A 23,804-nucleotide genomic window follows, 5' to 3' on the forward strand; every position below is an offset into this window, starting at 1 on the left:
CGCCCGCCCGGGGGAGCCAGGTCACCCGCGCCGAGTCGGGTCTGCGCTGTCCCGGCCAGTAACCTGGGGAGCATGACCGCCATCAGTCTCGGCATGCCCGCGGCCCCGCCGCCGGTGCTCGCCCCGCGCCGCCAGACCCGCCAGATCCAGGTCGGCAAGGTCGGGGTCGGCAGCGACCACCCGGTCTCGGTGCAGTCGATGACCACGACGCTGACCGCCGACGTCAACGCGACGCTGCAGCAGATCGCCGAGCTGACCGCGTCCGGCTGCGACATCGTGCGGGTCGCCTGCCCCAGCCAGGACGACGCCGAGGCGCTGCCGGCGATCGCCTCGAAGTCGCAGATCCCGGTCATCGCCGACATCCACTTCCAGCCCAAGTACGTCTTCGCCGCGATCGAGGCGGGCTGTGCGGCGGTCCGGGTCAACCCGGGCAACATCCGCAAGTTCGACGACCAGGTCAAGGAGATCGCGCGCGCCGCCCAGGACCACGGCACCTCGATCCGGATCGGCGTCAACGCCGGCTCGCTCGACCCGCGGCTGCTGGAGAAGCACGGCAAGGCGACCCCCGAGGCTCTGGTGGAGTCGGCCAAGTGGGAGGCGAGCCTTTTCGAGGAGCACGGCTTCCGAGACTTCAAGATCTCGGTCAAGCACAACGACCCGGTCGTGATGGTGCGCGCCTACGAGCTGCTCGCGGCCGAGGGCGACTGGCCGCTGCACCTCGGCGTGACCGAGGCGGGGCCGGCGTTCCAGGGCACGATCAAGTCGGCCACCGCGTTCGGCGCGCTGCTCAGCCGCGGCATCGGTGACACCATCCGAGTCTCGCTGTCCGCGCCGCCGGTCGAGGAGGTCAAGGTCGGCATCCAGATCCTGCAGTCGCTCAACCTGCGCCCCCGCAAGCTCGAGATCGTCTCCTGCCCCTCCTGCGGGCGGGCCCAGGTCGACGTCTACAAGCTGGCCGAGGAGGTCACCGCCGGGCTCGACGGGCTCGAGGTGCCGCTGCGGGTGGCCGTCATGGGCTGCGTCGTGAACGGCCCCGGCGAGGCCCGGGAGGCCGACCTCGGTGTCGCCTCCGGCAACGGCAAGGGGCAGATCTTCGTCAAGGGCGAGGTCATCAAGACCGTCCCCGAGTCGCAGATCGTGGAGACGCTGATCGAGGAGGCCATGCGCCTCGCCGAGGACATGGAGCCGGTCGACGGCGCCGAGGCCGCCGTCACGGTGTCGTAGCGCGGGCGGGGCCCCGGTGGTCCGCCGGGGAACATGGTGTGGGCCCAGAGGTTAGAGTCCCCACGTGCTCACGACCCGTCACGGCATCCGGCCCCTCGGGGCGCCGGACCTCGACGCCTTCCTGGCCCTGGCCAGGCGGGATCCGGTCGTGAACGTGTTCAGCGACTACCGGGCGCGCACCACCAACCTCGAGCCGCGCTGGCTCGGGGGAGAGGTCTGGGGCCGGTTCGCCGACGGCGAGCTGATCGCGGCCTGCCATGTCGGCGCCAACCTGGTCCCGGTCGAGGCGAGCGTCGACGACGCGCGCGCCTTCGCCGAGCGCGCCCTGACCCGGGGGCGCACCGTCTCGACCATCGTCGGCCCGCACGAGGCGGTCCGCACGTTCTGGAACGGCGTCGCCGCGTCGTGGGGGCGACCCCGAGCGATCCGCTGGCAGCAGCCGCACCTGCAGATCTCCGGGCCTCCGGCGGTCGAGCCGGACCCCCGCGTCCGGAGGACGACCCGGCACGACCTGGCGCAGCTCTACCCGGCGTGTGTGGCGATGTACACCGAGGAGGTCGGGGTCTCGCCCGAGGCGGGGGGCGGTGCCGACCTCTACCGGGCCCGGGTGCTGCAGCTGCTCAACCGGGGCTGGTCGTTCGCCCGGTTCGACGCCGGCCGGCTGGTCTTCAAGGCCGAGGTCGCGTGTGCCACGCCGTACGCCGCGCAGATCCAGGGCGTGTGGGTGCCGCCGGACCGCCGGGGCGAGGGGCTGGCGGTCGCCGGCATGGCGGCGGTGGTCGACCTGGTCCGCGCGGAGATCGCCCCGGTGGTCTCGCTCTACGTCAACGAGTGGAACGAGCCCGCCCGCCGTGCCTACGCCCGGGTCGGGTTCCAGGAGACCGCCCGGTTCTCCACCGTGATGTTCTGACCCGGCTACCGTGACCCCGTGACGAAACCACGCGCCGGCGTCCTCGCCCTGGCCGCCCTGTTCACCACCAGCGGCACCATCCACCTGGTCCGGCCCCAGGTCTTCGAGCCGCTGATGCCGGCCTGGGTCCCGGCACACCGGGAAGTCATCCTCGGCAGTGGCGTGGCCGAGCTGGCCTGCGCCGCAGGGCTCGCCGCCCCGCGCACCCGACGGGCCGCCGGCTGGGCGAGCGCGGCGCTGCTGCTGGCCGTCTATCCCGGCAACGTGAAGATGGCCGCCGATGCCAGCCGCACCCGCAGCACCCGGTTCAAGGCGATCGCCTACGGCCGGCTGCCGCTCCAGCTGCCGATGATCCGGGTGGCCCTCCGCGCGGCCCGAGAGGGCTGAGGCGATCAGCCCACCCTGGCGGGATGCGCCGGCTCGAGGTCCGAGGCACGTTCGCAGGTCTCGCCGTCGCAGCGCACGGTCGCGAAGCGGCGGTGGGCGTTGGCTCCCAGCAGCACGGTCTCGCCGTCCTCCCAGGCCAGGCTGCTGAACCAGCCGTCGACGGTGAACCGGGCCAGCCGGGCTCCGTCCGCCTCGCGCAGCGACACCTCCGACGGGCCGACGCCGTCGGTGAGCTTGTGCATGGTGAGCATGCGCGTGCCGTCCGGCGACCACGACTCGACCGCGTCGCGGCAGGAGCGCCACACCCGCTGCTCGGGATCGGTGACCTGCGCGACGATCGAGCAGCCGCCGGAGTAGGGGTCGCGGCCGAACCAGGCCACCCGGTCCAGGCCGAGGTCGCCGGCGTAGGCGGCCTTGCCCAGCACCCTGCGCAGCCGGTCCGGCCCGGTCCGCCACAGGTAGGTCTTGCGAGGCCGCCACGAGCTGACCAGCACCTGCCCGCCGTCGGTGTCGAGGACGTCGGCGTAGCCGCGCACCCGGCGCTCGGCGCGCCGTTCGCCGCTGGTCGTGTCGAACACCTGGAGCCGGCTGCCGCCGTCCCCGGCCCTGCGGGCGAGCGCCAGCGTGGCGCCGTCCTCGGACAGGTGCACCCGGCCGAGCGGAGCACGCCGGACCAGCACCGTGGTGGTGCCGTCCGGGCGCACCCGCAGCGCCCGGGCGCCGCGCCACTGCTCGGAGCCGGAGGCCAGCACGACGTAGTCCTCCCCGGAGGTGCCGAGCAGGCCGACGTACGGGGTGCCGACGTCGATGCGGAGGTCGCCGTCGACGATCGTGCTGCCCTCGACGTGCGGGACCGCGATGTCCTCGCCGCGCTCGAGCTGGGCGGGGCGGATCTCGACGGCGGTCGCCGCGGCGGCCGGGCCGAGCAGCCCCAGCGTGAGGGTCAGAGCGGCCAGCGGGGCGGCGGCCGCGCGGACGGGACGAGCTCGCACGGTGTCTCCTGGTGCGTCGGGCCGGGCAGGTCCCGGCGTCACCTGGTTCGATGCGATCCGGCGGAGAAAGGTTGCGACGGCGGTGCCGCCCGGGCCTGCCGGATCCGGCGGAACTGGTTCGTCGGCTCGGGAGGTCGGCCAGTAGCCTGACCCGCATGAGTCAGCCCCGGGTCCTGCGGATGTCGAGCCTCTTCGTGCGTACCCTGCGAGAGGACCCGGCCGACGCCGAGGTGCCCAGCCACCGGCTGCTGGTGCGGGCCGGCTACATCCGTCGTGCCGCGCCCGGCATCTACACCTGGCTGCCGCTCGGCCTGAAGGTGCTGCGCCGCATCGAGAGCATCATCCGCGAGGAGATGGACTCGATCGGCGCCCAGGAGCTCAGCTTCCCCGCGCTGCTGCCCCGCGAGCCCTACGAGTCGACCGGCCGCTGGACCGAGTACGGCGACAACATCTTCCGTCTCCAGGACCGCAAGGGCGGTGACTACCTGCTCGGGCCCACCCACGAGGAGATGTTCACCCTCGTGGTCAAGGACCTCTACTCCTCCTACAAGGACCTCCCGCTCTCGATCTACCAGATCCAGACCAAGTACCGCGACGAGGCCCGGCCCCGCGCCGGTCTGCTGCGTGGCCGCGAGTTCGTGATGAAGGACTCCTACTCCTTCGACGTCGACGACGCCGGTCTCGAGGCCAGCTACGGCAAGCACCGCGACGCCTACATCCGGATCTTCGACCGGCTGGGCTTCGAGTACGTCATCGTCTCCGCGATGTCCGGCGCGATGGGTGGCTCGATGTCCGAGGAGTTCCTCGCCCGCGCCGACAACGGCGAGGACACCTACGTGCGCTGCTCCACCTGCGACTACGCCGCGAACGTCGAGGCCGTCCGAGTGCCCGCGCCCACGCCGGTGGGGTACGACGACGCACCACCGGCCCACGCGGAGGCGACGCCCGACACGCCCACGATCGAGACGTTGGTCGACCACCTCAACGAGCGGTTTCCCCGTGACGATCGCCCGTGGACGGCGGCGGACACCCTCAAGAACGTCCTCGTCCTGCTGCACCACCCGGACGGCACCCGCGAACCGCTGGCCATCGGCGTCCCGGGCGATCGCGAGGTCGACCTCAAGCGACTGGACGCGCAGGTCTACCCGGCCGAGATCGAGGCGTTCGACGAGGCCCAGTTCAAGAAGCACCCGAGCCTCGCCAAGGGCTACATCGGCCCCGGCGTGCTGGGGGAGAAGAACGAGTCCGGCATCCGCTACCTCGTCGACCCGCGGGTCGTCGAGGGCACGCGTTGGGTCACCGGGGCCGACGTCGACGGCAGTCACGTGATCGATCTGGTCGCGGGCCGTGACTTCACTCCCGACGGCACCATCGAGGCGGCCGAGGTCCGTGAGGGTGACCCGTGTCCCAACGGTGACGGGACCCTGCACACCGCTCGTGGCATCGAGATGGGCCACATCTTCGCGCTCGGCCGCAAGTTCGCCGACGCGCTCGGCCTCCAGGTGCTCGACGAGAGCGGCAAGCTGGTCACGGTCACCATGGGCTCCTACGGCATCGGCGCCTCCCGCGCGGTGGCCGCCATCGCCGAGAACACCCACGACGAGCTCGGCCTGGTCTGGCCTCGCGAGGTCGCCCCCGCCGACGTCCACCTGGTGGCGGCCGGCAAGGAGGAGGCGGTCTTCGCCGCCGCCGAGCGGATCGCCCGGGAGCTCGACGAGAAGGGCGTCACGGTCCTCTACGACGACCGCACCGGCAAGGTGAGCCCGGGCGTGAAGTTCAAGGACGCCGAGCTGATCGGCGTGCCGACGATCGTCGTGGTCGGCAAGGGCCTCGCCGACGGGGTCGTCGAGGTCAAGGACCGGCGCAGTGGACAGCGCGACAACGTCGCGGTCGACGAGGTGGTGGACCACCTGATGGGCGTGCTGCGTGGCTGACCGCGCCGGCACGGGCATCGAGGCGGTCATCTTCGACTGGGGCGGCACCCTCACCCGCTGGCACGACGTCGACTTCCACGCGGAGTCGCTGGCGCTGGCCCAGGCGGTCGTCGACGCCGACCACGACGTCGAGGTGTCGCGCACCCGGTTGCACGAGGCGGGGGCGACGGTCTGGGGCTGGTCCCGCGACCATCAGCGCAGCGCGACCGTCGCCGACCTGTTCGAGCAGGCGGGTCTCGACCACGACCCGGGGCTGCTCACCGCCTACTACGACTTCTGGGAGCCCCACACGCTCACCGACCCCGAGGCCGGGCCGCTGCTCGAGCGGCTGCGGGCCGACGGCGTGCGGGTCGGGGTGCTGTCGAACACGATCTGGCCGCGTGCCTGGCACGAGGGGTTCTTCGAGCGCGACGGGGTCCGTCACCTGATCGACGGCGACGTCTACACCAGCGAGATCCCCTGGACCAAGCCGTCTCCCCGGGCGTTCGCCGCGGCGATGGAGGCGGTCGGCGCCACCGATCCGCGACGGTGCGTCTACGTCGGGGACCGGCTCTTCGACGACGTCTGGGGAGCGAGCAACGCCGGGATGCGGACCATCCACATCCCGCTGAGCACGATCCCCGACGAGCAGCGCGGCCACACCGAGGGCGAGCCGGACGCCGTGGTGCACCGTCTGGCCGAGGTGCTGCCGGTGGTCCGCGGCTGGGCCTGACCGGCGTTGCAGATTTCTGCATTGCACAGACCTGAGGGCCGTTCCGGCTCGCAGAAGTACGCAGTTCGTTGCACAGTTGTGTTCGAGGGTCACCGCCGGTCCCCACATCGGGCGGAACCCTCAGGGCTCCGTGTCCAGGGCCTCAGCGGTCCGCGTGCTCGTCAGCTCCGGGGAACATCTCGGGAGTTCCCCGGAAGACGAGTTCGCGGACCGCTGCTCTGATCAGCGCCGACACCGCCTCCGCGCGCAGTGCGTCCTCGGTGCCGGCCACCACCCACCCCCAGGTGGACGAGCAGTCGCTCTCCAGCTGCGCGGCGACGCCGCGCACCACCGCCGGGCCGTCCAGCGGCTCCGGCACCTGGTAGGCGGGCTCGGCAGCCGCCGGCGCGGCACCCAGGTCGCGGATCGCCCGCACCAGCCGGTCCCGCTCGCCGCGGTGGGCGACGTACGCCGCCGTGAGGTCTGCGTGCAGCTCGGGCTGCGCCGACCGGGAGGTCCGGGCGCCCAGCACGCCGTACACGTAGACCGCGGCGTGCTCGGCGGCCAGTGCGGTCTGCAGCGCGGCCCGGGCGGTCACGACCGCCCCCCGGCGCCGGAGGAGGGTGACGAGGCGGGCCACAGCGCGAGCCGCTGCGCCGTGGCGGCGGCCATCGAGGCGAACAGCCGGGCCAGTCGCCCGCTGCCAGCGGCCGCGGCGGCCGCCACCAGGCGGTCCTGGTGGGCCTGTTCGCGCGCCCGGCCCGCTCGGAGCGCGGCCGCGGCCGCGGCCGGGACCCGGCCCGGCGCCGGGGTCCCGGGCGGGGCGGCGGGGTCGGCCTCGTCGGGGGTGAGCGCCGCCGCGTGCGCCTCGTGCATGGCGGCGAGCTGCGCCCAGTGCCTCCGGCTCCGTGGGTGACGGCGGGCGGCGGCCGCGGCCCACCCCGCGAGCGACCTCACGTCGGAGAGGACCTCCTCCACCAGCAGCGTGTCGGCGTCCACCTCGGCTTCGACGCTGCCCGGCTCCGGGTCGGCGCCGGGAGTCAGGTCGCCGGCGTCGCAGCCGCCCAGCACACCCGCCGCGGCCACGGTGGCCGACCCGCCGAGCAGGGCCCGACGGGTCGCCGTCCTGACCGGCGCGACCTGCGGGTCCTGGAGCTCCTCGGGCACGCCCGGACCCTATCCGTTCCCGACCGGGAGCCGGCCGTCGGCGAACCGCCGGGCAGCTCTCGGGCAGGTGACCGTGGCCGCGACGGCGGGGTGACTCGGCCCCGCCTCGAGCGGCTATCCTCGTCGACGAGCCGCCACCCGCGGCCCACGAGGTCCGGCCGCCGCGTCTGCGGGGCCACAACAGAACACCGGAGGCGCTACTCGTGAGCAGAGCCGACCAGGAGACCGTCCGGCGCCAGATCGCCGAGGAGCTGGCCGAGCCACTGGCCGCCCTGGGTCTGGACGTCGAAGCGGTCGAGACCACGCCCGCAGGCAAGCGCCGCATCCTGCGGATCGCCGTCGACAAGGACGGCGGGGTGACCCTCGACGACGTCGCCGACGCCACCCGCGAGATCAACCGGGTGCTCGACGACAGCGACGTCATGGGGGAGCAGCCCTACACGCTCGAGGTGACCTCCCGCGGCGTCGACCGGCCGCTGACGCTGCCGCGCCACTGGCGGCGCAACCACGACCGCCTGGTCAAGGTCACCCTGACCGACGGCGACACCGTCACCGGGCGGATCGTCGGCTCCGACGACGACAGCGCGGTCCTCGACGTCGAGGGCTCCCGGCGCACCGTCGCCCTCGCCGACGTCGCCAAGGCGCTCGTCCAGATCGAGTTCAACCGCAAGTCCGGCCCCGAGGCCGGGGAGAGTGACGCCTGATGGACATCGACCTGAGCATCCTGCGGATGCTGGAGCGGGAGAAGGAGATCTCCTTCGACGTGCTGGTGGAGGCCATCGAGCAGGCGCTGCTCACCGCCTACCACAAGACCCCGGGCGCCCGGGAGCGTGCCCGGGTGCAGCTGGACCGCAAGAGCGGACACGTCACCGTGCTGGCCACCGAGCTCGACGACGAGGGCAACGCCGTCGGCGAGTTCGACGACACCCCGGAGGGCTTCGGCCGGATCGCCGCCACGACGGCCAAGCAGATCATGCTGCAGCGGCTGCGCGACGCCGAGGACGACATCCGCTTCGGCGAGTTCTCCGGCCGGGAGGGCGACATCGTCTCCGGCATCATCCAGCAGGGCCGCAACCCCGACGACGTGCTCGTCGACCTCGGCAAGCTCGAGGCGCTGCTCCCCGCGGGGGAGCGGGTGCCCGGCGAGAACTACAAGCACGGCACCCGCATCAAGTGCCTGGTGGTGTCGGTCCGCAAGGGCATGCGGGGTCCCCAGATCACGCTCTCCCGGTCCCATCCCAACCTGGTCAAGAAGCTGTTCGCGCTGGAGGTCCCCGAGATCGCCGACGGCACCGTCGAGATCGCCGCGATCGCGCGGGAGGCGGGCCACCGCACCAAGATCGCGGTCCGGTCCACCGCGCCGGGGGTCAACCCCAAGGGAGCCTGCATCGGCCCGATGGGGCAGCGGGTCCGCAACGTGATGTCGGAGCTGCACGGCGAGAAGATCGACATCGTCGACTGGTCCGACGACCCCGCCGAGCTGGTCGCGCATGCCCTGTCCCCGGCGCGGGTCACCTCGGTCGAGGTCGTCGACCCGGCGGCTCGGTCGGCGCGGGTCGTGGTGCCCGACTTCCAGCTCTCGCTGGCCATCGGCAAGGAGGGCCAGAATGCGCGGCTGGCGGCCAGGCTCACCGGCTGGCGCATCGACATCCGTTCCGATGATGAGCCGGGCAGCGACGCCTGAGGCACGAGGGCGGCGCGTGGACCCGGTGAGGGGCGCAGGGCGGCGACCACGGGCGCGCCGCGCGCGGCGACCGCACGAGCGCCTCGAAAGCCCCGGTTCGGCGTACCAGCGGGCATTGGCTAGACTTGCTCAACGGTGGTCCAGCAACGCTTGCCTCATGCCCGTCCGGAGCCTGTCCGCACGTGCGTGGGGTGTCGTCAGCGGGCCCCGAAGAGCGAGTTGCTACGGGTGACCGTCGGCTCGGACATCCACGACCACCCGGTCGTGATGCCCGATCCACGCGGCACCGCACCCGGGCGGGGAGCACACCTGCACCCCAGCCCCGAGTGCTATGAGTTCGCGGTGCGCCGCAAGGCGTTCGGCAGGGCCCTCCGGGTCCCGGCCGGGCTCCCCAGCGCGCCGGTGGCCGACTACGTGGCAGCGCTCGCCGACCGACAGTGACCGACCGACAGAAGCTGGAGCAGCAGCTCATGAGCACTCGATGAGTACTTCCCGATGAGCGTGCACAACCACTAACGGTCTCACCCCGAGCTCGAGGAGCAGGGTCGAGGCCAGAAGGAGAAGCGTGGCCAAGACCCGAGTTCACGAGCTCGCCAAGCAGTACGGCGTCGAGAGCAAGTTCGTTCTCGAGAAGCTCAAGGAGATGGGGGAGTTCGTCAAGTCGGCGAGCTCGACGATCGAACCCCCCGTCGAGATGCGATTCAAGAAGCAGTTCGGCGAGCAGCTGAAGGCTGCCTCGTCGTCCGCTCCTGCTGCCGAGGCTCCGGCCCCGGCGGCCCCCAAGCCCCAGGCCAAGCCGGCCGCTCCCAAGCCGGCCGCCGCGGCCGCGGCCGAGGCTCCTGCCCCGGCGGCCGCTCCGTCGGCTCCGGAGCCCGCACCGGCGGCCGCCGAACCGGCTGCGCCCAGCGCACCGGCCCGCCCCGGCCCGCGCCCCGGTCCGGCGAAGGCCCCCGAGCCGCCCGCCGAGCCCGAGGCTCCGGCGGCGTCGGCTCCGGCCGCCCCGGAGGCGCCCAGCGCCCCCGCCGCGAAGTCCCCGGCTCCGCGCCCGCCGGCCCCTCGGCCGGTCGGGAAGCCGGGCGGCACCCCCCGCCCGGGCAACAACCCGTTCTCCTCCAGCCAGGGCATGGGCCGCCGTCCGGCTCCCTCCGCCGACCGCGGCCCCGCGGCTCCGGCGGCCGGCGCCGGCGCCGGCGATCAGCGCCCGCCGCGCCCCCCGGCCGGTGGCGCTCCGGGCCGCCCCGGCATGCCTCGTCCCAACCCGGCGATGATGCCGAAGTCCCCTGCGGCCTTCGGCCCCGGTCGCGCGGGTGGTCCCGGTCGTCCGGGCGCTCCCGGTCGCGGCGGCCCCGGTGCCGGTCGTCCCGGTGCGCCGGGTCGCCCGGGTGGCGCCGGTGCCGGTGCTCCGGGCCGCCCCGGCGGCTTCGGGCCCAGCGGCGGCGGTCGCCCCGGTGGCGGTCGCCCCGGCCAGCGTGGTCAGACCCAGGGCGCCTTCGGCCGCCCCGGCGGCCCCTCGCGGCGTGGCCGCAAGTCCAAGCGGGCCCGTCGTCAGGAGTTCGAGGCCATGGAGGCCCCGACCGTCGGCGATGTGAGGGTGCGCAAGGGCAACGGCGAGACCGTCCGGTTGCCCCGTGGTGCCTCGCTCACCGACTTCGCCGAGCGGATCAACGTCGACCCGGCCAAGCTGGTGCAGATGCTGTTCGGCCTCGGTGAGATGGTCACCGCGACCGAGTCGGTCAACGACGCCACACTCGAGCTGCTCGGCGAGGAGCTCAACTACGTCGTGCAGGTGGTCTCGCCCGAGGACGAGGACCGCGAGCTGCTGGAGTCCTTCGACATCGAGTTCGGCGAGGACGAGGGCGACGAGTCCGACCTGGTCGTCCGGCCGCCGGTCGTCACGGTCATGGGCCACGTCGACCACGGAAAGACCAAGCTGCTCGACGCGCTCCGCCACGCCAACGTCGTGGAGAAGGAGGCCGGTGGCATCACCCAGCACATCGGCGCCTACCAGGTGATGACCGACGTCGACGGCGACGAGCGGCGGATCACCCTCATCGACACCCCCGGTCACGAGGCGTTCACCGCCATGCGTGCCCGTGGTGCGCAGGCCACCGACATCGCGATCCTCGTGGTGGCGGCCGACGACGGCGTGATGCCGCAGACGGTCGAGGCGCTCAACCACGCCAAGGCCGCCGGCGTGCCGATCGTGGTCGCGGTCAACAAGATCGACAAGCCCGAGGCCGACCCGACCAAGGTGCGCGGCCAGCTCACCGAGTACGGCCTGATCCCCGAGGAGTACGGCGGCGACGCCATGTTTGTCGACGTCTCGGCCAAGTCGCAGCTCAACCTCGACAAGCTGCTCGAGGCGGTCGTGCTGACCGCCGACGCGTCCCTGGACCTGCGGGCCAACCCCGGCCAGGACGCCCAGGGTCTCGTGGTCGAGGCGCACCTGGACCGCGGTCGCGGTCCGGTCGCCACGGTCCTGGTCCAGCGCGGCACGCTCCGGGTCGGCGACTCGATCGTCGCCGGTCCGGCCCACGGTCGGGTGCGGGCGATGCTCGACGAGCACGGCAACGAGCTCACCGAGGCCACCCCGGCGCGTCCGGCGATGGTCCTCGGTCTGAGCGCGGTGCCCGGCGCGGGCCAGAACTTCCTGGTCGTCGACGACGACCGGATGGCCCGCCAGATCGCCGAGAAGCGCGAGGCGCGCGAGCGGGCGGCCATGCAGGCCAAGCGTCGCGTGCGCCGCACGCTCGAGGACTTCATGGCCTCCATGGAGAAGGGCGAGAGCCAGGAGCTCAACCTGATCCTCAAGGGCGACGTGTCCGGCTCGGTGGAGGCGCTCGAGGACTCGCTGTCGCAGATCGACGTCGGCGACGAGGTCACCCTGCGCGTCATCGACCGCGGCGTCGGTGCGATCACCGAGACCAACGTCGACCTGGCCGCGGCCTCCGACGCGATCATCATCGGCTTCAACGTCCGGCCCCAGGGCAAGGCGACCGAGATGGCCGACAAGGAGGGTGTCGAGATCCGCTACTACTCGGTCATCTACCAGGCGATCGAGGAGATCGAGGCGGCCCTCAAGGGCATGCTCAAGCCCGAGTTCGAGGAGTCCACGCTGGGCCAGGCGGAGATCCGCGCGATCTTCCGCTCGTCCAAGATCGGCAACATCGCCGGTTGCATGGTCACCTCGGGCCTCATCCGACGCAACGCCAAGGTGCGCGTGATCCGCGACGGCAAGGTGATGGCCGACAACCTCGACCTGGCCTCGCTGAAGCGCGAGAAGGACGACGCCTCCGAGGTCCGCGAGGGCTTCGAGTGCGGTCTGGTGCTGCGCAACTTCCAGGACATCAAGGAGGGCGACATCGTCGAGGCCTTCGAGATGCGGGAGATCCCCCGGGGCTGAACCCCGCCTGATCGATCCACCACCGCTCCCCGGCGCCGTTGGCGCCGGGGAGCGGTGTCCATGCCTGTGTGACAGCCTGTGTGAGAGTAGGAACCATGAGCAACCCCCGGGTGCGCAAGATCGCCGACCGGATCCAGGTGATCGTCGCCGAGATGCTCGAGCGACGGATCAAGGACCCCCGGCTGGGCTTCGTCACCGTCACCGACGTCCGCGTCTCCGGTGACTCCCAGCAGGCGACGGTCTTCTACACGGTCCTCGACACCAGCGGCGACGACGAGGCCGCGCTCGCCGCGACCGCCGCGGCGCTCGAGTCGGCCAAGGGCGTGCTGCGCTCCGAGGTCGCCAAGCAGCTCGCGATGCGGCACGCGCCGTCGCTCACCTTCGTGGCCGACGCGCTGCCCGAGAGCGCTCGCCACCTCGACGAGGTCCTGGCCCGGGCCCGTGAGCTCGACGAACAGGTCGCGGCCCGTCGGGTCGAGGCCTACGCCGGCGAGCCCGACCCCTACAAGAAGCCACGCGACGCCGAGCGCGAGGACGAGCCGGACGAGAGCACCACCGACAGCGGTGAGTGAGGCCTCCGGGCTGGTCGTCGTCGACAAGCCGGCCGGCATCACCTCCCACGACGTGGTCTCCCGGGTGCGGCGGCTGGCCGGCACCCGCAAGGTCGGCCACGCCGGCACCCTCGACCCGATGGCCACCGGGGTGCTGGTGCTGGGCGTCGAGCGGGCCACCCGTCTCCTCGGCCACCTCACCCTCACCGAGAAGGCCTACGAGGCCACCGTCCGGCTCGGTGCGTCGACCACCACCGACGACGCCGAGGGAGAGGTGCAGGCCACCTCCTCGACCGCCGATCTCGACGAGGAGCAAGTGCGTGAGGTGCTGGCCGGCTTCGTGGGCGACATCGAGCAGGTCCCGACGGCCGTGTCGGCGATCAAGGTCGACGGCAAGCGGGCCTACCAACGGGTGCGCGACGGCGAGCAGGTGGAGCTGAGGCCCCGGCCGGTCACCGTGCACGAGCTGACCGTCGGAGAGGTCCGTCGGGTCGTCGAGCACGGCCACCACTACCTCGACGTCGACATCTCGCTGCGCTGCTCCAGCGGCACCTACGTGCGGGCGATCGCCCGCGACGCCGGAGCGGCCCTGAGCGTCGGCGGCCACCTCACGGCGCTGCGCCGTACCGCCGTCGGTCCCTACCGGCTCGACGTGGCCCACACGCTCGACGAGCTCGCCGACGCGTTCGCCGACGGCAGCGCGGTGCTGCCGCTGGCCGACGCCGCGCGCGCCGGCTTCCGCACGCTCGACCTGGAGCCCACCCAGGCCGCCGACGTCCGGTTCGGCCGGGCCCTCGGGGTGCCCCTCGACGGGCTCACGGCCCTGTTCGCCCCGACCGGGGAGTTCCTCGCTCTCTACGAGCCGCGTGGTGGCCAGGCGCGGGCCGTCGCCGTGTTCGTGTGAGGTTGCTCAGTAGGGTGTGCGGCGTGCAGATCTGGCGTTCGCTCGACGACGTACCCGCCGACCTCGGCCGCACCGCGGTGGTCGTCGGCAACTTCGACGGCGTCCACCTCGGCCACCGCCAGGTGCTGGCGCGGGCCCGCCGGGTCGCCGACCAGCGCGGCCTCCTGCTGGTCGCGGTGACGTTCGACCCGCACCCGATGGCGGTGCTGCGGCCCGAGCACGCCCCGACCACGCTCACCGGGCTCGAGCTGCGCGCCGAGCTGCTCGGCGAGGCCGGTGCCGACGCGGTGCTCGCGCTGCCCTTCGACCGGGACGTCGCCGGGTGGACGCCGCGGGAGTTCGTCGAGCGGGTGCTGGTCGATCCGCTCCGCGCGGCGGCCGTCGTCGTCGGCGCCAACTTCCGGTTCGGGCATCGCGCGGCCGGTGACGTCGCAACGCTGCGCGAGGAGGGGGCGCGCGACGACTTCACCGTCGACGGCATCGCCCTCGACGGCGGTCCCCAGGTGTGGTCCTCCACCTACGTCCGCACCTGCCTGGCCGCCGGTGACGTGGCCGGCGCCGCCGAGGCGCTCGGCCGCCCCTACTCCGTGCGGGGCGTCGTGGTCCGCGGCGACCAGCGGGGTCGCGAGCTCGGCTACCCGACCGCGAACGTGCCCACCGGGGGGCTGACCGCCGTCCCGCCCGACGGTGTGTACGCCGGGTGGCTGCGGCGGCTGGACACCGGCGAGAGGTTCCCGGCGGCGATCAGCGTCGGCACCAACCCCACCTTCGACGGCGTCCGCGAGCGACGCGTCGAGAGCTACGTGCTCGACCGGGACGACCTGGACCTCTACGGGGTGGAGGTGGAGGTCTCGTTCGTCGACCGGCTGCGCGGCATGGTGGCGTTCGAGTCCGTGCCGAAGCTGGTCGAGCAGATGGACGACGACGTCCGCCGGGCCCGCGACCTGCTCGAGACGCCCACGTGAGCCTGACCCCCGACGACCGGGGTGTCGCGTCGGTCGTCGCCGCGACCGACGCGTGGTTCCTGCGCCACGGACTCTCCTACTTCGTGCCCGAGCAGAGGCGGGGGGCCCGCGAGGGGCTGCGTCCGCGCCGGGCCGTGCCGCTGCTCCTGGTGGTCGTGCTCGTGGCGGCTGCGGCCGGTGGGGCGCTGGCCTGGTCGGGCGACCAGGCGACGGTGGCGCCGGCGACGGTGGTGACCCTCGCCGTGCTCGCCGGCCTCTGGTACGCCCTCACCACGCTCAACGCGCGTCCGATCGTGCACTGGGCGCTGGCCCGCACCTTCGGCAGCCTGCGCACCCTGCTGCCGATGATGACCCGGGCGCTGCCGCTGCTGCTGCTGTTCGTCACGTTCCTGTTCATCAACGGGGAGGCCTGGCAGATGGCCGCCGACCTGAGCCCCGGCACGTTGTGGCTGGTCGCGCTGCTCTTCGGGCTGATGGCCGGCGCGTTCCTGCTCGTCCGGCTCCCCGAGGAGGTCGACCGCACCGACGACGCGGTCGACGACGACTTCCTGCTGCGGGCCTGCGCCGGCACCCCGCTGGAGCAGGTGTGTCGCGACCTGGTCGACGACCCCGGCGCCGACCCGGCCTCCTACGCGGAGGTGCGGGGCTTCGAGCGCTGGAACCTGGTGCTGGTGCTGGTGATCGTCCAGGCCGTCCAGGTGCTGCTGCTGGTGCTCTCCGTGCTGGTGTTCTTCCTGGTCTTCGGCGGGCTGGTGATGGACACCGAGCTGCAGTCGGGCTGGACCGGCATCCCCGAGGACGACATCCGCTCGCTCCCCTACCTCTCCCAGGTGTCGGTGCCGCTGTTCCAGGTCTCGCTGTTCCTCGCGGCGTTCTCGGCGCTCTACCTCACCGTGTCGACGGTCACCGACGAGACCTACCGAGCGCAGTTCTTCGGCAGCGTGGTGCGCGAGCTCGAGCGTGCCGTCGGCGTGCGCGCGGTCTACCTGTGCCTGCGCGACCGGCAGTCGCCGGAACCCTCCGGGCCCTCCGCTACACCCTGAGCCAGGCCAGCACGGCCCGCACCCGCCGGTGGTCGTCGGAGTCCAGCGGCAGGTCCAGCTTCGTGAAGATGCTGTTGATGTGCTTGGCCACGGCCTTCTCGGTCACCACCAGGTGGTGCGCGATCGCCGCGTTGGAGCGGCCCTCGGCCATCAGCGCCAGCACCTCACGCTCCCGGGGCGAGAGCCGGTCGAGCGGCTCCTCGCGGTGGTGCGCCATGATCGCGGCGACCACCTCCGGGTCGAGCACGGTGCCGCCGGCGAGCACCCGGCGTACCGCCTCGAGGAAGTCGCGGACGTCGGCGACCCGGTCCTTGAGCAGGTAGCCCACCGCCCCGGCACCGCTGGCCAGCAGCTCGCGGGCGTAGAGCCGCTCGACGTACTGGGAGAGCACCAGCACCGGGAACGCCGGGCGCTCCCGGCGGGCGGCCACGGCCGCGACCAGGCCCTCGTCGGTGTACGACGGGGGAAGCCGGACGTCGAGCACGGCACCGTCGAGGGTGGGGTCGGCGAGCGCGGCGGCGAGGTCGTCGGCGTGGTCGACGGCCCGCGCGACCTCGAAGCCGCCACCTTCCAGCAGTTGGGTCAGGCCGGCCCGGAGGAGTGCGTTGTCTTCGGCGAGGGCAAGGCGCACGGGACCTCCAACGACACGACGGTCGGCCCGCCGCCGGGGCTCGACACCTCCATCCTGCCGTCGAAGGCGCCCAACCGGCGCGCGACTCCCCGCAGACCGGTGCCGCGGTCGGGGTCGGCGCCGCCGATGCCGTCGTCGGTGACCGTCGCCCGCAGCAGCCCGTCGCGGTGCTCCAGGTGCACCCCAGCCCGGGTGGGGCGGGCGTGCTTGGTGGCGTTGGCCAGGCACTCGGCCACCGCGAAGTAGAGCGCCGACTCGACCGGTGCGGGGGCCCGGCCCGGCACGCCGCCGGTGACGTCGACCGGGATCGTGAGGTCCAGCGCGAGCGCCCGCACCGCGCCGTCGAGGCCCCGATCGGCCAGGACCGGTGGGTGGATGCCCCGCACCAGCGACCTGAGGTCGCCGAGCGCGGCGGTGGTGGCCTGGCGTGCCTCGCCGACCCTGCGGCGGGCGGCCTCGGGGTCGTCGTCGAACATCTCCTCGGCCATGCCGAGGCTCATCGACAGGGCCACCAGCCGGGCCTGGGGTCCGTCGTGCAGGTCGCGCTCGAGGCGGCGCAGCTCCGCTGCCGAGTGGTCCACGACGTCGGCGCGGCTCTGTGCGAGCACCTGCACCCGGCGCTCGAGGAGCTCGGTGCTGCCGTAGGTGAGCAGGCCGCGGTCCACCAGCGCGCGGATGCGCAGCAGCGGGCCTGTCCCGAACCACCAGAGGAACCCGGTGACCACGGCGAGCAGCAGCACCACGACCACCAGCGAGAGCACCCAGCCGTAGCTGATCGCCCACAGCAGCCACAGCAGGTCGCGCCAGGTCATCGGGTCGGCGGCCCGGGTGCGCAGCCGGGGGAGCACCCCGTGCGGGGGCAGCGGGCGGTACGGCGTGGGGACCGGCGAGCCGAGCACCCGGGCGGCGACCCGACGCTGACGCTGCGCGATCGCGCGCAGCGCGGCCAGCCCCGCGATCACCAGCGGGATGCCGATCCAGACCACGACGAGCAGCGCGCCGACCAGCACGAGCACCAGCGTGACCAGCAGGGGGACCAGCAGCAGCAGCTGTTCGGCGGCGTAGCCGGTGAGCCGGAGCGGGCCGGGTCGGGAGGGCTCTCCTCCGGAGTCGTGCTCGCTGCCGGCCATGCTGCTCACCGCTCCATCCTCGCGCACCAGGGCGGCCGGCGCGGTGGTGCCAGCACCACCTCGTGCCGGGGGGTGCACGCCCCTGACGGCGGGCCCCGACGGCGGTTGGCTGGATCGTGCAGCCGGGACGCGCCCGGCAGTTCGAGAGGAGCCGTCGATGTCCCGACCGCGATCGCTGTCCGCCGTTCCCTTGCGGGCGACCCGGTGGAGCGCCCAGCACCCGTGGCGGGCGATCCTGGGGTGGTTGGTGCTGGTGGTGGCCGCCGTCGCCGCGGGCTCGCTGGTCTCGACCCAGGAGGCGCAGGACGAGGACTGGCGGCACGGCGAGTCCGGCCGAGCCGAGGCGCTGGTCGCCGAGGCCGGCCTCGAGGAGCCGCCGTCGGAGAGCGTGCTGATCACCGCCCGCTCCGGCCCCCTGGACGTGGGCGAGGCCCGCAGGGCCGCCGCCGACCTCGCCGCGGCGATCGGCACGCTGGCCGGGGTGGACGCGGTGTCCGAACCGATGGTGGGCGGCGGCGGTGACGCACTGCTCGTCTCGGTCACGCTCGACCCGGACCTGGAGGACGCCGGCCCGATCGTCGCGGCGACCGAGGAGGTGGCCGCGGCCCATCCCGGACTGGTGGTCCGCCAGGCCGGAGAGCTCACCGTGGACGGTGCGATCGACGACCGGGTCGCCGACGACCTCCGGTCCGCGGAGCTGACCAGCGTGCCGGTCACGCTGCTGTTGATGCTGCTGGCCTTCGGGGCGCTGATCGCGGCGGGACTGCCGGTGCTGCTCGCGGCCACGAGCGTGGCCGCGACGATCGGGCTGATGGTGCCGATCTCGCACCTGGTGCCGAACGACCCCACCGTGACCAGCATGGTGGTCCTGGTGGGCATGGCCGTGGGCGTCGACTACTCGCTGTTCTACCTCAAGCGGGAGCGGCAGGAGCGGGCCGCGGGCCGCACCCACCTCGACGCCGTCGAGATCGCGGCCGCCACCTCCGGGCACGCCATCCTGGTCTCGGGCGGTGCGGTGATCTGCTCGATGGCCGGGCTGTTCGTGCTCGGGGACGCGACGTTCAACTCGCTCGCGGTCGGCTCGATCCTGGTCGTGGCGATCGCCGTGCTCGGGTCGATCACGGTGCTGCCCGCACTGCTGGCCAGGCTGGGCCGCTGGGTCGACCGGCCGCGGGTGCCGCTGCTGTGGCGGCTGACCTCCCGGGTCCGTCGTGGCAGCGTCAGCGGCCGCCTGCTGACACCGGTGGTGCGGCACCCCGTGGCCGCCCTGGCCGTGTCCGTGCTGGCCGTGGGGGCCATGGCCTGGCCGGTGCTCGGCATGAAGACGCACAGCTCGAGCCTCGAGACGCTGCCCGGCTCGATCGGCGAGGTCCAGACCCTGCGCGCGATCACCACGGCGTTCCCCTCCGAGGGGACCGTGGCCGAGGTCGTCGTCCACGCGCCTCGCGAGCAGCGTGCCGAGGTCGAGCAGGCGCTGCTCGGGCTCGAGGAGCGGGCGGCGGCCTCGCCGCTGCTGGACGGAGCCGAGGTGCCGGTGCGGGTCTCGGAGGACGGACAGACCTCGCTGCTGCTGCTCTCGATGCCGTACGACGAGTCCGACCCGCGCGTGGAACAGGCATTGGAGCTGCTGCGCACCGACCTCGCCCCCGCCGCGGTGGCCGGGGTGGCCGGTGCCGAGGTGGCCGTCGGCGGCGACGCTGCGTCCTCGGTCGACTTCGCCGGCCTGCTGCGCGAGCGGCTGCCGGTGGTGGTGGGCCTGGTGCTGTTGTTGACCCTGCTGGTGATGGGCACGACGTTCCGCAGCGTGCCGATCGCCCTGGTCTCGGCGGCGCTGAACCTGGCCTCGGTCGGCGTGGCGTTCGGGCTGATGACGCTGGTGTTCCAGCACGGCCACCTGGAGGGGCTGCTCGACTTCACCAGCCCGGGCTTCGTGATCAGCTGGCTGCCGGTGTTCGTGCTGGTGGTGCTGGTCGGGCTGTCGATGGACTACCACGTGTTCGTGCTGAGCCGGGTCCGTGAGCTCGTCGACGCCGGGGTGCCGTCGCGGCTCGCGGTGCGCCGCGGCATCGCCGACACCGCCGGGGTCGTGACCAGCGCCGCCGCGGTCATGGTGTCGGTGTTCGCGATCTTCGCGACCCTGTCGATGCTCGAGATGAAGATGATGGGGGTGGCGCTGAGCGTCGCGATCCTGCTCGACGCGACCCTGGTGCGCCTGGTGATGCTGCCGGCGGTGCTGGTGCTGCTCGGCGACCGGGCCTGGTGGCCCGCCCGGCCGGCCCCAGCGGCCGTGGATCGGACGACCTCAGGCGTCGAGGTCCTTCTCGACCAGCGCGGCGATCGCGTCGACGTCTGACTGGCTGTCGCCCGACACCTCGACGGTCGCCCCGAACCCGGCCCCCAGGGTCATGATCAGCAGCGCCGAGCTGGCGTCGACCGGCTCGTCACCGGGCAGGCCGATCAGCACCTCGGAGTCGAGCTCGCCGGCCGCCTCGGAGATGATCGAGGCAGGACGGGCGTGCAGGCCGACGGTGGAGCCGACGACGACGGTCTTGGTGGGCATGGGCTCTCCTTGGTGAGGGCGGCTGATGGTGCCTGGGGCGGTGCGACGGGTCGGGCAGGGGCACTCAGACCCCGGTCAGGGACAGGTCGTGGACGGTCACGAGGTCGGGTCGGACCTGGTTGGGCCGGGGGATGGTGGTGCCGGGCAGGCTGGCGGCGGCGCTGCCGTAGGCGACCGCGAGCGCCAGGCGCTCCGGCGCGGGGAGGCCGCGGATCTCGCCCAGCAGGTAGCCGAACAGGCTCGAGTCGCCGGCGCCGACGGTGCTCACGACCTCGACGGGCGGCGGCTCGGCGTGCCAGGCGCCCTGGGCGGTGACCAGCACCGCGCCCCGGGCCCCGAGGGTCGCCAGCACCACCGCCACGCCCCGATCGACCAGCGTGCCGGCCGCGGCCGCGGCCGCGGCCGGGTCGGCCTCCAGCCGGGCGGCCTCGGTGCCGGTGAACGAGGCGAGCTCCTCGGCGTTCGGCTTCATCAGGTGGGGGGCGCTCCGGGGCAGCCGCGAGACCAGGACGCGCAGCGGCTCGTCGCTGGTGTCGACGGCCACCGAGGCCCCGGTGTCGCGCAGGGCCTCGACCAGGTCGGCGTACCAGCCGTCGGGCGTGCCCGGGGGCAGCGACCCGGCCAGCACCACCCAGTCGGCCGCGCCCGCGCGGTGGTGCAGTGAGGTCGCGAGGTCGTCGAGGACCTCCTGGGTCGCCACCGGGCCCGGGCTGTTCAGCTTCGTGGTGGTGCCGTCGGGCTCGGAGATCGTGATGTTGACGCGGAGCCCTCCGGCGGCGGGCGGCACCGGCCGGCAGTCGATGCCGGCGGTGAGCAGCTCGACGACGAACGGGTCGTCGCGATCGGCCGGCACCACGGCGATGGTGGGGATGCCGGCGGCGACCGAGGCTCGCGAGATGTTCACGCCCTTGCCCCCGGCCTGGGAGACCACCGACTCAGCGCGCTGCACAGCGCCGCGCTGGAGCGGCTCACCGAGCGTGACGGTGCGGTCGTGGCTCGGGTTGGGGGTGAGGGTGAGGATCACGCGATCACGACCTCGACCCCGGCCTGGGCCAGCTCTGCCTGCTCCTCGGCGTCGACGCCGGAGTCGGTGACGAGCACGTCGATGTCGTCGATGCCGGCGAACCGGACCGTGGACTCCTGGCCGATCTTGCTCGCGTCGGCGAGCACCACGACCTGGCGGGCTCCCGCCACGAGGGCCCGCTTGGTCGCGGCCTCGTCCCGGTCGGGGGTGGAGAGGCCGTGCGCGACGGTGAGCCCGTTGGTGCCGAGGAACGCCACGTCGGCGCGCAGGTCGGCCAGCGCCGCGACGGTGTCGGTGCCGACGGCCGCGTGGGTGGTGCGGCGCACCCGGCCCGGGAGCAGGTGCAGCTCGACCTGCGGGTAGGTCGCCAGCCGGGCCGCGACGGGCACGGCGTGGGTGAAGACCACGAGCCGGTGGTCGCGGGGGAGCAGCATCGCCAGCCGGGCGGTGGTGGTGCCGGCGTCGATCAGCACCGTGGCCCCGGCCGGGGGGAGCAGGTCGAGGGCGGCCTTGGCGATCCGCTCCTTCTCGGCGGTGTTGGCGGCGTCCCGCTCGCCCAGCCCGGACTCGATGACGGCCAGGCTGTTCGCGGGCACCGCGCCGCCGTGGACGCGCCGGACCAGACCCATCCGCTCCAGGGCGGAGAGGTCACGGCGCACGGTCTCGGTCGTCACGTCGTACTGCTCGGCGAGCACCGCGACCGAGAGCCGGCCCCGCGCAGCCACGAGCTGGGCCATCGCCTGCTGGCGCTCCTCGGCGTACATCCACGTCCTCCCGGTGATCTGTGTATCTGTTGTTTTAGTCCCGTTTGTGTTGACTGTCAAGGAACTTCGGCGTTAACTCGTGATCATGGTCACCGATACCACCCCCACCGGCTCCCCTGGCCCCCGTGGATCCACCGGGCGCGGGGGCGCCACCCTGAGCGGCACCCCGGTCGTCCCGGGCCTGGCCTACGCCCCCGCGCTGGTGGTGCGCCAGGAGGTCGCGGCCGAGGCCGTGGCGCGGCTGGAGGCGCAGGGCTTCCCCGACGCGGACGCCGCGCTCGCGGCCTACGACCAAGCCTCCCAGGCGGTCGCCGAGGGCTTCGAGGCCCGGGCGGGGGCGGCGTCCGGCGCGGCGACCGAGGTGCTCACCGCCAGCGCCGGGCTGGCGCGCGACCGCGGACTGCGCGGCGCCGTGCGCAAGCACCTGCGGGCCGGCACCGGGATCACCGACGCCCTGCACTCGGCCGTCGAGCAGTTCGTCGGGGTCTTCGAGCAGATGGGCGGCCTGATGGCCGAGCGGGCCACCGACCTGCGCGACATCGAGCGGCGCACCCTGGCCCGGCTGGCGGGGGAGCCCGAGCCCGGCGTCCCCACTCCGGACCAGCCCTCCGTGCTGGTCGCCGAGGACCTCGCCCCCGCCGACACCGCCGGGCTGGACCCGAACCTGGTGGTGGCGCTGGTCACCGAGCGGGGCGGGCCCACGAGCCACACCGCGATCATCGCCCGGCAACTGGGCATCCCGTGCGTGGTCGGCGTCGCCGGCGCGCTCGCGACCGTGCCGGGCACGCCGCTGCTCGTCGACGGCGCCACCGGCCGCATCGACACCACGGCCGACCCGGACCGGGCTCGCGAGCAGGTCGCCGCCGACCTGGCCGCCCGCGCCGCGACCGCCGGCTGGACCGGCCCGGGCGCGACCGCCGACGGTGCGCGGGTGAAGGTCCTCGCGAACGTGGCCGACGGCGACTCCGCCCGGTCGGCGGCCGGAGCCCCCGTGGAGGGCGTCGGTCTCTTCCGCACCGAGCTGTGCTTCCTCAACCGGGCCGAGGAGCCCTCGGTGGAGGAGCAGGCCGAGATCTATGCCGAGGTCCTCTCCGCGTTCGGTGGCGAGCGCCACGTCGTCGTCCGCACCCTCGACGCGGGCTCGGACAAGCCGGTGGCGTTCGCGACCCACCCGGGCGAGGAGAACCCGGCGCTGGGCGTGCGCGGGCTCCGGCTGGCCTTCGACAACCCCGGCCTGCTCGACCGGCAGCTGGACGCGATCGCGCTGGCCGCCGAGCGCACCGGCACGCCCACGTGGGTGATGGCGCCGATGGTCGCGACCGTCGGCGAGGCCGCCGACTTCGCCGAGCGGGTCCACGGCCGTGGGCTCACCGCGGGCGTGATGGTCGAGATCCCGAGTGCGGCCCTGCTGGCGCACCGGATGTTGGAGGTCGTGGACTTCCTCTCGCTCGGCACCAACGACCTCACCCAGTACGCCATGGCCGCCGACCGGATGGCCAGCGACCTGGCCCACCTCACCGACCCCTGGCAGCCGGCCGTGCTGCAGCTGATCGCGATCACCGCCCACGCCGGCCGCGACGCCGGCAAGCCGGTCGGCGTCTGCGGCGAGGCCGCGGCGGACCCGGCCCTGGCGGCCGCGCTGGTCGGCATGGGGGTGACCTCGCTGTCGATGGCGGCCGCCGCGGTCCGTCCGGTCGGGGCGTTCTTGGGGTCGGTGTCGTCGGGACAGTGCGAGGAGGCCGCGGAGGCGGCGCTCGCCGCGGCCGACCCCCGCTGTGCGCGCGAGGCGGTCCGGGAGGTTCTCGGCGGCGGCGCGGACCGGATTGGGTGATCCTCCGGC

23 protein-coding genes are annotated in these 23,804 nt (G+C 73.6%); 15 read left to right on the forward strand and 8 right to left on the reverse strand.

Annotated features, from left to right (window positions below):
* Positions 1–72 precede the first annotated feature (72 nt).
* The 3 genes from ispG to D6B71_RS04330 all read left to right on the forward strand — a co-directional run bounded on the left by ispG (position 73) and on the right by D6B71_RS04330 (position 2,521).
* Positions 73–1,224 (forward strand): flavodoxin-dependent (E)-4-hydroxy-3-methylbut-2-enyl-diphosphate synthase, encoded by a 1,152-nt coding sequence (gene ispG / locus D6B71_RS04320; RefSeq protein WP_121252369.1) that lies wholly within the window; start codon positions 73–75, stop codon positions 1,222–1,224.
* Positions 1,225–1,288: 64 nt separating this feature from the next.
* Positions 1,289–2,134: a GNAT family N-acetyltransferase gene (locus D6B71_RS04325; protein WP_121252371.1), complete on the forward strand. Its 846-nt coding sequence runs from the start codon at positions 1,289–1,291 to the stop codon at positions 2,132–2,134.
* Positions 2,135–2,152: 18 nt separating this feature from the next.
* Entirely contained in the window at positions 2,153–2,521 is a 369-nt protein-coding gene (locus D6B71_RS04330; protein ID WP_121252373.1) for a DoxX family protein, read from the forward strand.
* A 5-nt stretch (positions 2,522–2,526) separates the two neighbouring features.
* On the opposite strand, the gene D6B71_RS04335 is transcribed toward D6B71_RS04330, so the two are convergent.
* A complete protein-coding gene (locus D6B71_RS04335) occupies positions 2,527–3,513 on the reverse strand; it encodes a hypothetical protein (protein ID WP_121252375.1) in 987 nt (328 codons plus the stop codon).
* 155 nt (positions 3,514–3,668) lie between these two features.
* Here D6B71_RS04335 and D6B71_RS04340 point away from each other — a divergent pair, with 155 nt between their 5' ends.
* A complete protein-coding gene (locus D6B71_RS04340) occupies positions 3,669–5,447 on the forward strand; it encodes a proline--tRNA ligase (protein WP_240641069.1) in 1,779 nt (592 codons plus the stop codon).
* Positions 5,440–6,159 (forward strand): HAD family hydrolase, encoded by a 720-nt coding sequence (locus D6B71_RS04345; RefSeq protein WP_164519536.1) that lies wholly within the window; start codon positions 5,440–5,442, stop codon positions 6,157–6,159. The genes D6B71_RS04340 and D6B71_RS04345 overlap by 8 nt, the downstream gene beginning before the upstream one ends.
* A gap of 142 nt (positions 6,160–6,301) precedes the next feature.
* Here D6B71_RS04345 and D6B71_RS04350 read toward each other — a convergent pair whose 3' ends face one another.
* Positions 6,302–6,736: a ferritin-like domain-containing protein gene (locus D6B71_RS04350; RefSeq protein WP_121252948.1), complete on the reverse strand. Its 435-nt coding sequence runs from the start codon at positions 6,734–6,736 to the stop codon at positions 6,302–6,304.
* Entirely contained in the window at positions 6,733–7,305 is a 573-nt protein-coding gene (locus D6B71_RS22625) for a hypothetical protein (protein WP_164519537.1), read from the reverse strand. Before D6B71_RS22625 ends, D6B71_RS04350 begins: the two co-directional genes overlap by 4 nt.
* A 203-nt stretch (positions 7,306–7,508) precedes the next feature.
* Between D6B71_RS22625 and rimP the strand changes: the two genes are divergently transcribed.
* The 8 genes from rimP to D6B71_RS04395 all read left to right on the forward strand — a co-directional run bounded on the left by rimP (position 7,509) and on the right by D6B71_RS04395 (position 15,855).
* Entirely contained in the window at positions 7,509–8,009 is a 501-nt protein-coding gene (gene rimP / locus D6B71_RS04360) for a ribosome maturation factor RimP (RefSeq protein WP_121252381.1), read from the forward strand.
* The gene (nusA, locus tag D6B71_RS04365) at positions 8,009–8,989 is read left to right on the forward strand and encodes a transcription termination factor NusA (protein ID WP_121252383.1); all 981 of its coding nucleotides are present in this window, start codon (positions 8,009–8,011) and stop codon (positions 8,987–8,989) included. The genes rimP and nusA overlap by 1 nt, the downstream gene beginning before the upstream one ends.
* Positions 8,990–9,175: 186 nt before the next feature.
* The gene (locus D6B71_RS04370) at positions 9,176–9,430 is read left to right on the forward strand and encodes a YlxR family protein (protein WP_276310985.1); all 255 of its coding nucleotides are present in this window, start codon (positions 9,176–9,178) and stop codon (positions 9,428–9,430) included.
* Positions 9,431–9,554: 124 nt separating this feature from the next.
* Entirely contained in the window at positions 9,555–12,392 is a 2,838-nt protein-coding gene (gene infB / locus D6B71_RS04375; protein ID WP_121252384.1) for a translation initiation factor IF-2, read from the forward strand.
* 95 nt (positions 12,393–12,487) lie between these two features.
* Complete coding sequence (rbfA, locus tag D6B71_RS04380; protein WP_121252386.1) at positions 12,488–12,964, forward strand: 30S ribosome-binding factor RbfA; 477 nt, start codon at positions 12,488–12,490, stop codon at positions 12,962–12,964.
* Entirely contained in the window at positions 12,957–13,847 is an 891-nt protein-coding gene (gene truB / locus D6B71_RS04385; protein ID WP_121252388.1) for a tRNA pseudouridine(55) synthase TruB, read from the forward strand. Before rbfA ends, truB begins: the two co-directional genes overlap by 8 nt.
* Positions 13,848–13,870: 23 nt before the next feature.
* Positions 13,871–14,812: a bifunctional riboflavin kinase/FAD synthetase gene (locus tag D6B71_RS04390; RefSeq protein WP_121252390.1), complete on the forward strand. Its 942-nt coding sequence runs from the start codon at positions 13,871–13,873 to the stop codon at positions 14,810–14,812.
* Positions 14,809–15,855, forward strand: coding sequence for a hypothetical protein (locus D6B71_RS04395; RefSeq protein WP_240641071.1), 1,047 nt, complete (start codon positions 14,809–14,811; stop codon positions 15,853–15,855). Before D6B71_RS04390 ends, D6B71_RS04395 begins: the two co-directional genes overlap by 4 nt.
* Here D6B71_RS04395 and D6B71_RS04400 read toward each other — a convergent pair.
* Together D6B71_RS04400 and D6B71_RS04405 are read right to left on the reverse strand one after the other, a co-directional pair.
* A complete protein-coding gene (locus D6B71_RS04400) occupies positions 15,845–16,486 on the reverse strand; it encodes a LuxR C-terminal-related transcriptional regulator (protein WP_121252392.1) in 642 nt (213 codons plus the stop codon). The two genes, D6B71_RS04395 and D6B71_RS04400, sit on opposite strands and share 11 nt — an antisense overlap.
* A complete protein-coding gene (locus D6B71_RS04405) occupies positions 16,438–17,616 on the reverse strand; it encodes a sensor histidine kinase (protein ID WP_240641161.1) in 1,179 nt (392 codons plus the stop codon). The genes D6B71_RS04400 and D6B71_RS04405 overlap by 49 nt, the downstream gene beginning before the upstream one ends.
* A 157-nt stretch (positions 17,617–17,773) precedes the next feature.
* On the opposite strand from D6B71_RS04405, the gene D6B71_RS04410 reads away from it, so the two are divergent.
* Positions 17,774–19,969 carry an MMPL family transporter gene (locus tag D6B71_RS04410; RefSeq protein WP_121252396.1) on the forward strand — a complete coding sequence of 732 codons (2,196 nt, stop codon included), beginning with the start codon at positions 17,774–17,776 and terminating at the stop codon, positions 19,967–19,969.
* Here D6B71_RS04410 and D6B71_RS04415 read toward each other — a convergent pair.
* The 3 genes from D6B71_RS04415 to D6B71_RS04425 form a co-directional block, all read right to left on the reverse strand.
* Positions 19,919–20,176 (reverse strand): HPr family phosphocarrier protein, encoded by a 258-nt coding sequence (locus D6B71_RS04415; RefSeq protein WP_121252398.1) that lies wholly within the window; start codon positions 20,174–20,176, stop codon positions 19,919–19,921. The two genes, D6B71_RS04410 and D6B71_RS04415, sit on opposite strands and share 51 nt — an antisense overlap.
* A 64-nt stretch (positions 20,177–20,240) precedes the next feature.
* Positions 20,241–21,200, reverse strand: coding sequence for a 1-phosphofructokinase family hexose kinase (locus D6B71_RS04420; protein ID WP_121252400.1), 960 nt, complete (start codon positions 21,198–21,200; stop codon positions 20,241–20,243).
* Complete coding sequence (locus tag D6B71_RS04425) at positions 21,197–21,964, reverse strand: DeoR/GlpR family DNA-binding transcription regulator (protein ID WP_121252402.1); 768 nt, start codon at positions 21,962–21,964, stop codon at positions 21,197–21,199. Before D6B71_RS04425 ends, D6B71_RS04420 begins: the two co-directional genes overlap by 4 nt.
* 85 nt (positions 21,965–22,049) lie before the next feature.
* On the opposite strand from D6B71_RS04425, the gene ptsP reads away from it, so the two are divergent.
* Positions 22,050–23,795, forward strand: coding sequence for a phosphoenolpyruvate--protein phosphotransferase (ptsP, locus tag D6B71_RS04430; protein WP_121252954.1), 1,746 nt, complete (start codon positions 22,050–22,052; stop codon positions 23,793–23,795).
* Positions 23,796–23,804: the final 9 nt, after the last annotated feature.

Origin of the sequence: Nocardioides ferulae, from assembly GCF_003660455.1 — a bacterium.
Classification (GTDB): domain Bacteria; phylum Actinomycetota; class Actinomycetes; order Propionibacteriales; family Nocardioidaceae; genus Nocardioides; species Nocardioides ferulae.